This window comes from uncultured Pluralibacter sp. (assembly GCF_913775985.1).
GTDB lineage: Bacteria > Pseudomonadota > Gammaproteobacteria > Enterobacterales > Enterobacteriaceae > Pluralibacter.
Genome location: NZ_CAJYMB010000147.1, coordinates 190,860 through 204,766, shown reverse-complemented (window position 1 = coordinate 204,766; position 13,907 = coordinate 190,860). Strand labels below are relative to the sequence as shown.

Annotated in this window: 11 protein-coding genes; 6 read left to right on the top strand and 5 right to left on the bottom strand. The window is 48.5% G+C overall.

Annotation, left to right across the window (positions count from 1 at the left end):
- Positions 1–39 precede the first annotated feature (39 nt).
- Both QZ766_RS18410 and ada read right to left on the bottom strand, forming a co-directional pair.
- Positions 40–1,017 carry an amidohydrolase family protein gene (locus QZ766_RS18410; RefSeq protein ID WP_297205656.1) on the bottom strand — a complete coding sequence of 326 codons (978 nt, stop codon included), beginning with the start codon at positions 1,015–1,017 and terminating at the stop codon, positions 40–42.
- 856 nt (positions 1,018–1,873) lie between these two features.
- Positions 1,874–2,935 carry a bifunctional DNA-binding transcriptional regulator/O6-methylguanine-DNA methyltransferase Ada gene (ada, locus tag QZ766_RS18405; protein ID WP_297205653.1) on the bottom strand — a complete coding sequence of 354 codons (1,062 nt, stop codon included), beginning with the start codon at positions 2,933–2,935 and terminating at the stop codon, positions 1,874–1,876.
- Between the two features lie 203 nt (positions 2,936–3,138).
- Here ada and QZ766_RS18400 point away from each other — a divergent pair, with 203 nt between their 5' ends.
- A complete protein-coding gene (locus QZ766_RS18400; RefSeq protein ID WP_297205652.1) occupies positions 3,139–5,115 on the top strand; it encodes a PhoX family phosphatase in 1,977 nt (658 codons plus the stop codon).
- 311 nt (positions 5,116–5,426) lie between these two features.
- Here the strand turns inward: QZ766_RS18400 and cspA are convergent, their stop codons facing one another.
- On the bottom strand, positions 5,427–5,639 hold the full coding sequence (gene cspA / locus QZ766_RS18395) for an RNA chaperone/antiterminator CspA (protein ID WP_297205650.1): 213 nt from the start codon (positions 5,637–5,639) through the stop codon (positions 5,427–5,429).
- A 774-nt stretch (positions 5,640–6,413) separates the two neighbouring features.
- Between cspA and QZ766_RS18390 the strand changes: the two genes are divergently transcribed.
- From QZ766_RS18390 to dndE, 5 genes are all read left to right on the top strand, one after another.
- Positions 6,414–6,668: a hypothetical protein gene (locus tag QZ766_RS18390; protein ID WP_297205648.1), complete on the top strand. Its 255-nt coding sequence runs from the start codon at positions 6,414–6,416 to the stop codon at positions 6,666–6,668.
- Between the two features lie 395 nt (positions 6,669–7,063).
- Positions 7,064–8,149, top strand: coding sequence for a DNA sulfur modification protein DndB (dndB, locus tag QZ766_RS18385; RefSeq protein ID WP_297205645.1), 1,086 nt, complete (start codon positions 7,064–7,066; stop codon positions 8,147–8,149).
- Entirely contained in the window at positions 8,146–9,780 is a 1,635-nt protein-coding gene (gene dndC, locus QZ766_RS18380; RefSeq protein WP_297205642.1) for a DNA phosphorothioation system sulfurtransferase DndC, read from the top strand. The genes dndB and dndC overlap by 4 nt, the downstream gene beginning before the upstream one ends.
- Complete coding sequence (gene dndD / locus QZ766_RS18375; RefSeq protein ID WP_297206472.1) at positions 9,770–11,779, top strand: DNA sulfur modification protein DndD; 2,010 nt, start codon at positions 9,770–9,772, stop codon at positions 11,777–11,779. Before dndC ends, dndD begins: the two co-directional genes overlap by 11 nt.
- The gene (gene dndE / locus QZ766_RS18370) at positions 11,779–12,132 is read left to right on the top strand and encodes a DNA sulfur modification protein DndE (RefSeq protein ID WP_297205640.1); all 354 of its coding nucleotides are present in this window, start codon (positions 11,779–11,781) and stop codon (positions 12,130–12,132) included. The genes dndD and dndE overlap by 1 nt, the downstream gene beginning before the upstream one ends.
- Before the next feature lie 58 nt (positions 12,133–12,190).
- Here the strand turns inward: dndE and QZ766_RS18365 are convergent, their stop codons facing one another.
- Positions 12,191–13,402, bottom strand: a complete 1,212-nt coding sequence (locus QZ766_RS18365; protein WP_117363024.1) for a DNA phosphorothioation-associated DGQHR protein 1 — start codon at positions 13,400–13,402, stop codon at positions 12,191–12,193.
- Positions 13,399–13,890, bottom strand: a complete 492-nt coding sequence (locus QZ766_RS18360; protein WP_297205635.1) for a hypothetical protein — start codon at positions 13,888–13,890, stop codon at positions 13,399–13,401. Before QZ766_RS18360 ends, QZ766_RS18365 begins: the two co-directional genes overlap by 4 nt.
- Between the last annotated feature and the right edge of the window lie 17 nt (positions 13,891–13,907).

Sequence of the window (13,907 nt, the reverse complement as noted above, 5' to 3'; positions counted from 1 at the left end):
AAGTCAGCTTTGTATTAAAACGCTATAACCTCTATTTTGTTAAAGATTAAATAGCTTACGGGAGTTTTCACGGCCAATTTTAATACGGTCATTATCGCTGATAGGTGCCGCATCAAACCACGGACTGATCTCGCTGGCATCTTCATAAGGCGAATCCACGGAGAACAGAATGCGATCGGAACCCACTTCCAGCATCGTATCGAGCAGCGCCTGGGAACGGAAAGTACCGCTGGTGGTCAGGTAGAAGTTTTTACGCAGATACTCGGTAACAGGAAGTTTATGGCTACCCTGCGTTTCCGGGCGCTGGTGGCGCAGGCGATGCTCAAGGCGCGGCAGGGTGAACGGCAGCGCCTCACCGAGGTGACCGAGGATAATCTGCAGATTCGGATGGCGGTCAAATAAGCCGCTCAGGATCATACGCACCGCGTGGGTGGACGTCTCAACGCCAAAGCCCCAGGCAGAGCCCAGCAGCCCGTCATAACCCTCATAGATACGGCGCTGGGTCACGAGCGGGATGCGCGGGTGCAGGTATACCGGCACGCCAAGCTCTTCCACTTTCTCCCAGAACGGCTCCACCTGCGGTTCATCCAGATACTGCGCCGTTTCTTCATTGCCTACACAGGAAAAACCGTTAATTAACGCCCCGACGAAACCGTGTTGTTTCACCGCGCGCTCCAGCTCTTTCGCCGCAGCCTGCGGATTCTGCATGGGTACGCAGGCAAAGGCGCGCAGGCGATCGGGATGTTTTGAAATTAACTGAGAAGCGCAGTAATCATTCATTTTTACCGCCATTTTCTGCGCGGCTGCCGGATCGGGAATACCTTCAATACCGGGCTGGGTTAATGACATAATATAAGTTTCAATGCCATTCTTATCCATGTCCTGAATACGCAGATCGATATTCAGAAGCCTTTCCTTCACATTTCCAAAATACTCTTTTTTGGTGAAGTCGTGGGAGCCGGCAGCATTAAAGTCAGGTGATTGATAATGCTCTTCCAGTGCGATTTTAGCTTTCATATTACTTCTCCTGTTTAGATTTATAATTGTTGGAACGCGATTAATCGCTGAGTAAATTATTAATCCTCGCCAAATAATAATTCAAGCAGCTAATGAACCCTCAGCACTGATAGCTTAAAGCAGAGTGTCTCTAATTAGTTTAAATATACTTTTGGTATAATTTTTAATGACACTTCCATAACATTCAGAATAGAAAAATTTCATACGAAATAATAATAACATCCGAATAATACCGTGTATTTTCATAAAAAGATAAATAAAGAATGGCACATGTGGTGAAGAAATTAACTGGAAAGAAGTCTGTAACCTGAACATTATTGGCGGCGCATGGAAACAGGATAAAAATCAGCTCAATGTATCGCAGAATTGGAATGAATAAGTTGACCACCCTGAATATATACCTTAAGAAACTCGGGTGACATGCCGGAGTTAGTTGCCGGGAGAATGGCACATCTGTTCTGGTGTAACCAGAGGATCGACGGACGGTGCCCCTTAAGAACGAAGCTTATGGTTAACCGTTGAGATGAAAATCATTTAAAGAAGTGATAAAGCAAGCCATTGAATATATTATATATTTTAAATGTGAAATTTCTTTCCCCTTTGAGACTGAATAAGTGAAGCATGTTTTTTTCTAATTCCGCCAAAATTAACTCCATCCCCTGAAATAAAATATTTCAACGGAGCGGCGTTTCCACGCAGCCGCTCAAAATAAATAATAAAGACCGATCGTGCCCGCCTGTCAGGCGCACTGGCAGTGCTATACGGGCCAGTTGCTCAAGTCCGTCATTACCAGTCAAATACTTACTCTTATCGGTTAATGCTCTGGACGTTTATCACCCATATCCTTTCCACACGCTCACGGCTTTTCTTTAGCCTCCCTCTCCAGAAGCACCCGCTTGCGCTCCACGCCCCAGCGGTAGCCCGACAGCGCGCCGTCGTTGCGCACGACCCGATGGCACGGGATCGCCACCGCCAGGAGGTTGGCGGCGCAGGCGCCGGCAACGGCGCGGGCGGCAGTCGGAGAGCCGATGCGGCGGGCAATCTCCGCGTAGCTCACTGTTGCGCCGGGCGGCACGTTGCGCAGGGCCTGCCAGACGCGCTGCTGAAAAGCCGTACCGCGGATGTCGAGGGGCAAATCCAGCCCGGTTTCCGGGGCTTCAATAAAGCCGACAACCTGCGCCACCCGCGCCTCAAAGTCGGCGTCGCCGCCCACCAGCTCCGCCCGGGGAAAAGTATCCTGCAGCTCGCGCAGCAGCGCGTTCGCGTCGTCTCCCAGCAGGATAGCGCAGATGCCGACGCCGCTTTGCGCCACCAGAATATCCCCCAGCGAGCAAGCGCCGAGCGCAAACCAGATCCGCGCCCCCTGCCCGCCCGCGCGCCAGGCCTTCGGCGACATGCCCAGCATCGCCGGGGAAGCCTCGTAAAATCCGCCGCTGGAGGTGAACCCGGCGTCATAAAGCGCGCCGGTCACGCTGTCGGCCTCGCCGAGTGCACCGCGCAGCCGCTGCTGGCGGCGGGCGTCGGCATAGGCTTTCGGCGTCAGGCCGGTGGCGGCCTTGAAGCTGCGGTGAAAATGGGAGGGGCTCATGCCCGCCTCGGCGGCAATCTCTGCCAGAGACGGCAGCGCGTCGCGGCTTTCAATAAACCGGCAGGCGCGGGCGATGCGGGCCGCCGGGCCGTGCTGCGCCTGCTGGCGCAGGAAGCGCTTGCTCGGGCGATATCCCCGTCGCTCCGCCTCTTCTGGCGTGGCAAAAAACTCGACGTTCTCGCGCCGGGGTAGCCGCGCCGGGCTGGAAGGCAGGCAGTAGAGCCCGGTGGTACGCACGGCATAGACGAAATGGCCGTCAGCGGCGCGGTTGCGCTCTGTCACCGCCTGCCAGCGGGCGTCGTCGGTACTCCAGAGTGGGTGGCTGCTCATGGGCGCCTCCTGTCTATGGCTGCTGCATCAATAAAGTGACGTTCAGTGTGGCGCGTTTTAGCGGCAAAAACGTCCGGGTTCTTGCTTTTTATTTCTTTAAGGCATTTTCACCGCTGTCCGCACCGTTATCAAAATGTAACAAATTGTTCTTATGCTGGCTTTAAACCTCAATCCTCCGGGTAACAATAAAAAAGGAAGCAGACATGGGCAAACCACTTAAGGCGCTGTTTAAAAGCGAACACCGCGACGATATCAGCAACCGCAGCGCCAATCCGGCTTTTTCAGAGGTGGCGGATGTGTATCTCTCCCGACGCCGCCTGCTGCAGCTCGGCGCGGCGGCGGGCGCGGGCGCCGCCTTTCCGTTTTTAGCCGGTAGCGGTGAGGCACTTGCGGCAGGCGCGCCGCGGCCCTCCCCGCTGACGAAGGCCGTCTCGCTGGGCTTCAGCAGCATTCCCGTCTCATCCGCGGACGCGGTTATCGTGCCGGAGGGCTACGTCGCGCGGCCGTTTTACCGCTGGGGCGATCCGGTCGGCCTGAAAGGCAATATGCCGATCTTCAAATTTGACGCAAGCAACACCACCGATGAACAGGCGGCGCAGGCGGGGATGCACCACGACGGCATGGCGTGGTTCAGCCTGCCCCAGGGGCAGGACAACCCCGCGCACGGCCTGCTGGCGCTCAATCACGAATACATTGATAACGGCATGCTGTTCAAGGACGGCACCGCCGGCTGGAACCTCGATAAAGCCCGAAAAGGCCAGAACGCGATGGGCGTGTCGGTGATTGAAGTGAAAAAAGCGGCCGGCGAGTGGCAGGTGGTACGCCCCTCCGCCTTCGCCCGCCGCATCACCGTCAATACGCCGATACTGTTCACCGGCCCCGCCCGCCATCAGGATCTGCTCAAAACCGCCGCCGATCCGCTGGGCGAGCGGGTGCTGGGCACCATGCAGAACTGCGCCAACGGGCGCACGCCGTGGGGCACCTACCTCACCTGCGAAGAGAACTGGTCAGATATTTTCGTGAAAAAGACCGCCCTGACGCCGCTGGAAACGCGCTACGGCATCAGCACCCGCGATGCGTCCTACCGCTGGAGCGAAGTGGACCCGCGCTTTGACGTCGATAAAACCCCCAACGAGCCTAACCGCTTCGGCTGGGTGGTGGAGATTGACCCTTACGATCCCTCCTCCACTCCGCGCAAGCACACCGCGCTCGGCCGCTTCAAGCACGAAGGCGCTGCCGTCACACTGGCGGCAGACAACCGGGTGGTGGTGTACATGGGCGATGACCAGAAGTTCGAGTACATCTACAAATTTGTCTCCACTGAAAAGTACGATCCGGACAGCCACCGGGCCAGCATGGATCTGCTGGCGTCCGGGACGCTGTACGTCGCCCGCTTCAACCAGGACGGCTCCGGCGACTGGCTGCCGCTGGTGTACGGCGAAAACGGCCTGGATAAAGCGCACGGCTTCGACAGCCAGGGCGATCTGCTGATTAAAACCCGCCTCGCTGCCGACGCGGTGGGCGCCACCAAAATGGATCGCCCGGAGTGGATCGCCGTCGATCCCCACGCCGGCGGCAGCGTCTACTGCACGCTCACCAACAACAGCGATCGCGGCAAAGAGGGTAAGGCGCCCGTCGACGCCGCCAATCCGCGCGCCAATAACCTGTTTGGGCACATTATGCACTGGCTGGAAGCGGGATCGGATCCTGCCGCCGCGCAGTTTCGCTGGGATATTCTGGTACTCGCCGGACGCACCGACGGTGACGATCCGAAAGACAAAGGCAGCATGCAGGGCGCGGCGTTCGGCAGCCCGGACGGTCTGTCATTCGATCATCGCGGGGTACTGTGGATCCAGACCGACGTCTCCTCCAGCACCATCAACCAGAAAGCCTACGCGGGGATGGGCAATAACCAGATGGTAGCGACCATCCCCGGCAGCAACGTCTACCGCCGCTTTCTCACCGGGCCACGCGGCTGCGAGATAACCGGCATCGCCTTTACGCCGGACAACCGCACGCTGTTCATCAACATCCAGCATCCGGGGGAAGGCGGAGACGACATTACCGATCCGGCCAACCCGCGCGCGGTCTCCAACTGGCCAGATGCCCGCCCGGACGGACGCCCGCGTTCGTCGACGGTGGTGATTACGAAGAGGGATGGTGGGGTGATTGGGAGTTAGGTGGCTTTTAGCGGAATAACAGGCTGGACGGCAGAAGAGAAGTTCGAGGGAGCGGAGCTGTTTGTGCGTTCGGCCTGCAGGTAACGGCCGGGCTCTTCCCGTGAGCGTTATATCGGGATGAGAGTCGCCACGCGGCATGATTTTGTGAAAATCGCGCTTTCATGTATTAAAGCTGAATGATTCCGTTTAATCGTTGAAAAAAAGCCATTAAAAAACCCGCACTCGGCGGGTTTCTTAGATTATCAGCAGCGCTTAACTGCTCAAACTTGCGTTTTCATCGCTGTTGCAAGAGCGCTGATAATGAGCGCGGCTTACAGCGGGGTAACGTTACCAGCTGCCGGGCCTTTAGCGCCATTTTCGATGGTGAAGGAAACCTGCTGGCCTTCATCAAGCGTTTTGTAGTTGTCGCTCTGGATAGCAGAGAAGTGTACGAATACATCTTTACCGCCGTCGTTAGGAGTGATAAAGCCAAAACCTTTATCAGAGTTGAACCATTTTACTAAACCAGTCATTTTGTCAGACATAGATATTTCCTTTGATTTATGAGCCACTTAGCGCGGCGATTATGGCCTGTAATTAGAGATTTACTTATTGGGCACTTAGGAAGAGGCTCATGAAGGAGGGTATCTAGTGATAACACCTGAACTGAGGACTGCTTTACTAAAACTGCTTTCATAAGGTCTGTGTTCCAAACCGATGACGCTATTAAGACACAGCAAGATGCGTTTAGCAATGAGTTTTATTTTTATTTTAAACGCTTACACGCCCGGATGGCTGTATGGCTGGGTGCTTGTGGGGCGGTATAGAGATGTGGGGTCATTGATATGGGTGGGGGAAACGGAGGTTTGTTTGTTTTAAGGATTTGGTTGTTGTATTTATGAGGGGGCTTTATACGGAGGAGACATATATTTAATTAACTTATGGGCTAACGTTTAGATCTTACAGCATGCTGTTAAATGGATTTAATTAGTGCTGTGCATAGATGATATTTTGAACATCTAATGTATCGTTAATTAGGCATTGTGGTTACTTCATCCTTTTATTTATTCATTTAATAACGGAGTGAAAATGTGACACATATTAAATATCGACCTTTTAAAAATAATTTTACCTACAGGTTAATGTGAATAGCGTTGTATGATTGCCGAGATTGGCTAAGAAACCTGTAATACGAGTGAGCCATATAACATTGCAGCACCAAAGTGATTTTGCCGCAATACGACACGCGGTAACGCCAACACCATAAACTAAACTCACAAATGGGCTAATGTGCTACGGAACGATAGAGGTAATATTAGGTGGCTAAACAAAAGATTCCAGCGGGGTTCAGGATCCTTATTGGCATACTATTATTTGCCGCTACTTATTTGTTAATTGTACCATCCGCCCCTGCAAGTAAGGCACAGGTTTCATTCTGGACATGGGCCTCGCATCTTTTTGGCGAGCAGGATGTTGAAGGATTTATTGGGATTTCGGTGTTGGTTATTTGTGGTTTAGTGACGGTGGTGGGGTATTGGGTTGTGGTAAAAGCAATACATACAACTTTAAATTAATAACTTATGACAACATATTAGAGAGCTTATTAAAATATCATATTTAGCTGATACTTTATTAAAAACTACTTACATTAACAATGTAATTAATATTATGACAATTCCTAATATATAAAAAAGTGGTATTAAAAAGGTATATTTTCCCTCAAATTACGAGTGACCTGAAGGCGGTAAGTAAATGAATTGTCAGGGGCTTACTTGAAGTGATTCACTTGGACGATCCAGAGCAGCCAACACACAAGCAGCCTGGAGTATTACGGATATATGGTTTTACAATAAGATCTAAGTTGATTACTGGTACGGAAAAAATCGCGTAAAAAGACTGTGAATTTCCCCAGCTCTTACGTAAAATATCACGTAACAAGAATTAACCCTAATTTTGTGTGGATTTAAAAATGGCTAATGTTGATGCAGACTATTGCTACTCATTCCCGGCTATACGCGGCATCCAGGCCGGTCGCCCCTTCTACATAGCCACTTGCCCTATGCGTATCATACCCAAAATTTTCAGCTTCGATGAAAATGATGTCCCGCCTGAATTACGTGCACAGCGTACATTGAATAAATCGCGCATACCCGAAATGGTTCGATACCTTCTTGAAAATCCAAAGGATTACGTATTCTCTGCGCTCACAGCATCAATCGCCGTTGATGTTCAGTTTGATGAGTTTCCTGGCACTAACAACCTGGGAACACTGTGCGTCCCTATGGATGCACAAATTCTAATCAATGATGGTCAGCATCGCCGTAAAGCGATTGAGGATGCCTTAGACGCACGCCCGGAGCTAGGCCAGGACAATATTCCAGTACTGTTTTTTGTTGATGAAGGGTTAAAACGTAGTCAGCAGATGTTTGCTGACTTAAACAAATATGCCATCCGTCCCAGCCCGTCTTTGGCATCGCTATACGATCATCGTGATGCCAATTCAAATCTGGCACGTTACCTGGCAATGTCCGTAGAACCCTTCGTCGGGATGACCGAGCTGGAAAAATCAGGCATCAGTCAGCGGTCAAATAAATTATTTACGTTAAGTAGCATCAAACAGGCCACCCGTGCGTTGTTAGGCAAAGATCCTAAAGAAAGCAATTTTGAACAATGCACGCAGATAGCAACCCGCTACTGGCAGGCTATTTTTGAGGTGATGCCGGACTGGCAGTTAGCAACGAAAAAAGAAGTTTCTCCCGTTCAGCTACGACAGGACTACGTTCACGCCCACGGCATTGGTTTGCAGGCACTTGGACAACTGGGATACACATTGCTGACAGAATACCCAGAGCAATGGCCAGATAAAATTGCTGCACTCAAAGCCTTTAACTGGCGCAGAAACAACCCAGATCTTATCAAACGAGCGATGCAACACGGCAAGCTGAGTAAAACCAGTACGGCGATTCAACTCACCTGTAATGCGTTAAAAACTGCGCTCTCAATCCCCCTCACTCCTGAAGAACAGGAGCTTGAAGCTCAAATGGTTGTCTCATGAGTAAATTAGTTCAGGCCTACGATTTGGCCGAATACGAAGATTTTATTAATCAGGAGCAGTTCGCTGGACGCCCTCTAGCCGAATATGTTGCTGAGGTTCAAAGAATTTATTGTGCGGATAAACGTCCGTGGGTAATTGGCTACAGCGGCGGAAAAGATTCTTCCGCCGTGATTACGCTGGTATATCTGGCCTTGCTCGGCCTGCCCCCAGAAATGCGTAGCAAAGACGTTTTTTTGGTGTCATCCGATACGCTGGTCGAAACGCCCGTAGTTGTGGATCTAATTAAGAAAACAATGTTGCAGATTGAGGCAGGCGCAAAGCGCAATGGCCTGCCGATCACTCAACATGCCGTGATGCCAAAAACCAATGAAACCTTCTGGGTTAACTTGCTTGGGAAAGGCTATCCGGCTCCCACCCGCAGTTTCCGCTGGTGTACCGAGCGCATGAAAATCAATCCGGTGAGCGACTTTATTAAAGATAAGGTCAGCCAGTTTGATGAAGTGATTGTTGTCCTCGGCTCACGTAGTAGCGAGAGCGCCTCCCGTGCGCAGGTTATCGCAAAGCACAAAATTGATGGCTCACGCCTGGCCCGACATACCACGCTGGCAAATGCGTTTATCTATACCCCTATTGATACCTGGGATGTAGAAGACGTCTGGAAGCTGTTGCGCGGCGCGTTCCGCTATGCTCCTGAAGATATCGACGAATGGGAAAGCCCGTGGGGTGGAAACAACCGTCCTCTGTGGACGCTGTATATGGACTCGTCCGCACAGGGTGAGTGTCCACTGGTGATCGACGAAAGTACCCCCTCTTGCGGGAATTCTCGTTTTGGCTGCTGGACCTGTACCGTAGTCACCAAAGATAAAGCGATGGAAAGTCTGATCAAAAATGGCGAAGAGTGGATGTCGCCATTGCTGAAATATCGTGATCTGCTGGCTTTTACCACCGATCCCGCGAATAAAGATACCTATCGCAACTATAAACGTCGCACTGGTAAGGTGAGCTATCAGTACGCCAAAGATGGCGAAGATCGCAGTGCAGAGCGTAAGCATGTTCCTGGCCCCTACTGGCTCAAATACCGCCAGCAGTGGTTAAAAGACTTACTGGAAATTGAGCGTGATTTAAACGCCCAGGGCCACACGATTACGTTAATTACCCAACCGGAGCTGCACGCTATCCGTCAGGAGTGGTTGAAAGATCCTAACGAGCCAGACTGGCACGACACATTGCCGGGGATTTACCGCGAGGTATATCAGCAGGATTTGAATTGGGTGGTTGACGATCAGTCGCGCTTTGATGCCAGCGATGCTGATTTGCTGGCGCAGATAACGCAAGGGTTTGACGTAGTACCTGAAATGGTAATGAAACTGATTGAGCTCGAAACCGCGATGGAAGGGTTAAGTCGTCGTCAGGGGATTTTTGACAAGCTCGGCACAATTTTGAAGCAGGACTGGGGCAGCCTGGAAGAGATCCAGCAGCAACAGGCAACGCTGCAAAAACGCAACGATCGGGATATTCATCAGGATGAGGTGGATAATCTAGAAGCTGAACTCCAGACTTTACAGCGCAGAATTATCAATGCGGGCGAATCATCTGTGCTTATCGATGAGGAAAATGAACGTGCTCATTAAGCAACTAGTCTTACATAATTTTCGCGTATTTTGCGGCACACACACCATCGATCTGGCTCCCAGAAAGCGTACGCATGATGTAAACCCTCGCCCGATTGTGCTATTTGGTGGTTTAAATGGTGCAGGTAAAACATCTATTTTGTCGGCAATTCGGCTGGCACTCTATGGGCGTTTAGCGTTTGGCTCGGCAATGCAGCAGCAAGAGTATGTTGAACAACTCGGTGCACTGGTGCACAACGGGACGTATACAGCAGAGCGTCCGGATGAGGCCGCAGTAGAACTGACCTTTACCTACAACCAAAACGGCCATGAGACTGAATTCACCGTCACCCGAAGCTGGAAGAAAGGAAAGAAAGATCGTCTCTCTTTGCAGCAGGATGGACAACCGCGTAGTGAACTCAGTTATGACCAGTGCCAGGGGTTTTTGAATGAACTAATTCCTCACGGTGTCGCCGATCTTTTCTTTTTTGATGGAGAGAAGATTGCAGAGTTAGCGGAAGATGAATCTGGCAATATTCTGCGTACAGCGGTGCGTCGCTTGTTGGGACTGGATCTGATCGCCAGACTACAAAATGACCTGATGATTTTTGTCAAACGCCAGCAAACCACCCAGTTGGGTGGCTCCCAACAACAGCAGGTTGAAGCGCTTGAGGCAAAGATTAAAACGCTTGCCGGTCAGGCAGAGAAATTGCTGGAAGAGGCCGATTTCGTCAATTCGCGGATTGAATTTTTATCCCAGGACATTATTCGCCATGAGGGATTGTTAAATGCGCAGGGCGGAGCATTTGCCCAGACCAAGGCACAGGAAAAACAGAAAGTTGAAACGCTGTTAAAAGAAAAAGAGCGTCTGGAAAAAGCGTTACGACAGGAATGCGATGGATCGTTGCCCTATGCATTAGCGCCTAATACGTTGTCGCGGTTGCTGGAAAAAATTGCCAATGAAGCGCAGATCAAGCAGGCGAAAATTTTTGAGACAGAGTTAAATCAATTTTTAACTCAACTCAAAAATGATATCGCGTTCCGTTCCAGCAGTGAGAGTAGTACCAGAGCCATTGCTACCGAAGCGATTACCAATAATTTGGACGCATATATGGCAGCCAAACCAAAAGGTGATTTGCTGTTTGATATTTCTGAACGTGAAGCCGGTATGCTCCAGCAATCCATTGAGCAGGACAGCAAAAAAGCATGGCAGCGTTTTGATATGTACCGCCATCAATTAGCGGATATTGAACAACAACTGGAGCAGGCCGCTGCCAATATTGCTCGCGCCCCGGAAGACGAGCAGTTAATGGATCTCTTTGCAGCATTACGCGATCTCGATCATAATCGTGAAAAACAGCGGCAAAAATACCGCTCACTGCTGGAAGAGGCTAAACGGACGAAACAGCAGCAACTGGACTGTGTTCGTCAGGTACAGAAAGCACATGACATCACCCGTAGCCAGCATGGTTTGAGCAGCGCATTTAAAAATGCACAAGAGACCATTAACCTGCTCGATTACTACAGCAATGTACTAACGCAGGCGCGAGTGAAAAAGTTATCTGCTAACTTTGAAATTGCCTACCACAAGCTGGCCCGTAAAGAAGATTTACAGCTTAATGCGCACATAAATCCACAGACATTTGATGTTGAACTGGTGGATGAAAAGGGGTCGGTGATTAATCGTAAGCTGCTTTCTGCGGGTGAAAAGCAGATTTATGCGATTGCCATTCTTGAGGCGCTGGCAAAAACCTCTGGGCGTGATTTCCCGGTGATTATTGATACACCGTTAGGGCGTCTGGACTCTCAGCACCGGGATAAGTTGATTAATCATTATTTCCCGGAGGCCAGCCATCAGGTTGTGCTGCTATCCACCGATACTGAAGTGGACGAGCGTTATTTTGTCGATCGACTGCGTGATGATATTTCTCATGCTTATGAGATTGTGTTTAACGCGCATACCAAATCATCTGCGCTGAAACCCGGTTATTTCTGGGAACTAACTAAGGAGGCTGTCTGATGCTCCCGAATCGAATGGTGCTTAGTCGTCTGACTGAAGACCAGCTCAAGAAGTTAAAAGGATATACTGGGATTACGCCAAATGTCGCGGCTCGGCTGGCATTTTTCCGCTCGGTGGAGAGTGAGTTTCGCTATTCGCCTGAGCGGGATAGTAAGAAGCTGGATGGCTCGCTAGTACTGGATAAAATTACGTGGCTTGGGGAAACACTGCAAGCTACAGAACTGGTGTTAAAGATGCTTTATCCACAATTGGAGCAGAAGGCGATGATTAAGGCATGGGCTGCGCATGTTGAGGATGGGATTGCTGCGTTGAGGAATTATCGGAGTTTAAAGGATTTGGTTCAAGTACTATAAAAACTCGCAAGGTCTGAGCATGTTATTTTTCATATCAGGCCTTGCGAAATATATCATCCTATTTGAGTAACCTCACATAGTCGTTATAATCTTTGTGTTCAACTAGATCAGTAAGAGGTTTCAATTTTAATCTAATCAATGATATGTTCTTCATTCGTGTTGCACCAATTCCTGATGCAGTAAAGAAAATATCAGAAAAATCAATATCCACAAGCAGTTCTAATTTTTCATCAATACCATTGAGCTCATAATCAGATGTCGACAGTAAATATTGCCTAAGAATTTCAAACTGCGTTTGAAAACCGATTGTTTTTAATAAATAGCTGTTATCCGATTGATGAATCCATAATATTTCATTGATTTTAGTAAAATATTTCCTTATTATACCTTCAATTTCATCGTCTTTATATTCAATATATAAATCTCTTAACGGCTGGGAAATCATTTTTCTTGATAGAGCACTTCGGCCATTTTTATTTTTAAAGTTAAGAAGTTCATCTCTATCCTTCTTGGGATTATTAGTTATCAATTTCATCACACCATCAACAATAGTTGATAGAGAAATTAATTTCATAGAGGAACTAGTATCATCAATGTCGGAAGGCGCCCCTAGCTTTATTTTATCTTTCAAAGGTTCACAATATTTATTTAATCTTCTAGCTATAAATACAGCTAATTTCTCTGGTGACCATTCTTTCTTATCTTCTTCTTCAACTCTAAATCCATATAAATCATATGCAAGGCTTTTATTAACATTTTTTTGATTAAAATTGATGGTAGCAAAAATATATGCCTGATATGGCGCAGGAAGATCAATAAATACAGAACATAAAAGTTCCATATTTTCACGTTCTGAATACCCAAACCCTGATAATCGATGCTGCCCATCAATTATTGTTGCTACAACATTGTTTTCCGAAGGTATAACTAAGGTATATAAATCCCCATTTTTTTCCACTCGCCATCTAATATCATAATCCTCGATCAAATTCCCGTCCTTATCAAAATTGGCACCAAGAATTATAGAATTTGGGAATGTTGACTCAACACTGTCAATATATTGGCCTATTTGTTTGCTACGTTTTAAATCCAACTCACGTTGGTTACCTTTTAAAAGCGAAAAGATACCTTCTTGAAGATCGGATTTTTTATATTCAGCTCTAGAACTAAAAGCAACTTTTGATAATAGATCCGAACGCATAGAAACTGCATAAAATGATCCAATTGGTTGCTCTATTTTAATTGCTGGAAGTCTGATTTCATTACTCATACGCTCCCCCCAAGCATCTCATTAATACCTTTTGGATCATATCTTGATGTATTAACATGGTTAAGCAGCCAAACTAACATTGTAAAAAACAAAGAGATATGTACCCAACCCATCCCCCAGAATAATGGAGTCCCATTTGTAACAACACCTTTAACATATCCGATGCACAATAATATCACACCTAGCAGAACTATTAATTTAGTTACTCCAGGAGATTTAGCATCATCATTTTTATCCATAAAAAGCCTTGCTTCTAATATTATAAACAATGTCACAAGACCAAATGTTAAAACATTCATTGGATCAAAAACTGCATTCGCGCCAGAAGCCCCTAAAAAAGGAGGAAGCCATAGCCCCATACTTCCCAAGATAAAATATGCAATAAACTCTCGCCAGAAAGAAAGAGCACACATAGCATTTATACATCTTATCCCAGTAGACTTAATGTAACTGTCACTTGATGTAATAGTATTAGAGTCATCACTCATCTAACACCTCCATAAAT

Excerpts from the sequence above, each read along its gene's own strand:
- QZ766_RS18410 (WP_297205656.1), bottom strand. The coding sequence starts at position 1,017 with ATGAAAGCTAAAATCGCACTGGAAGAGCATTATCAATCACCTGACTTT.
- ada (WP_297205653.1), bottom strand. The coding sequence starts at position 2,935 with ATGAGCAGCCACCCACTCTGGAGTACCGACGACGCCCGCTGGCAGGCG.
- QZ766_RS18400 (WP_297205652.1), top strand. The coding sequence starts at position 3,139 with ATGGGCAAACCACTTAAGGCGCTGTTTAAAAGCGAACACCGCGACGAT.
- cspA (WP_297205650.1), bottom strand. The coding sequence starts at position 5,639 with ATGTCTGACAAAATGACTGGTTTAGTAAAATGGTTCAACTCTGATAAA.
- dndB (WP_297205645.1), top strand. The coding sequence starts at position 7,064 with ATGGCTAATGTTGATGCAGACTATTGCTACTCATTCCCGGCTATACGC.
- dndC (WP_297205642.1), top strand. The coding sequence starts at position 8,146 with ATGAGTAAATTAGTTCAGGCCTACGATTTGGCCGAATACGAAGATTTT.
- dndE (WP_297205640.1), top strand. The coding sequence starts at position 11,779 with ATGCTCCCGAATCGAATGGTGCTTAGTCGTCTGACTGAAGACCAGCTC.
- QZ766_RS18365 (WP_117363024.1), bottom strand. The coding sequence starts at position 13,402 with ATGAGTAATGAAATCAGACTTCCAGCAATTAAAATAGAGCAACCAATT.
- QZ766_RS18360 (WP_297205635.1), bottom strand. The coding sequence starts at position 13,890 with ATGAGTGATGACTCTAATACTATTACATCAAGTGACAGTTACATTAAG.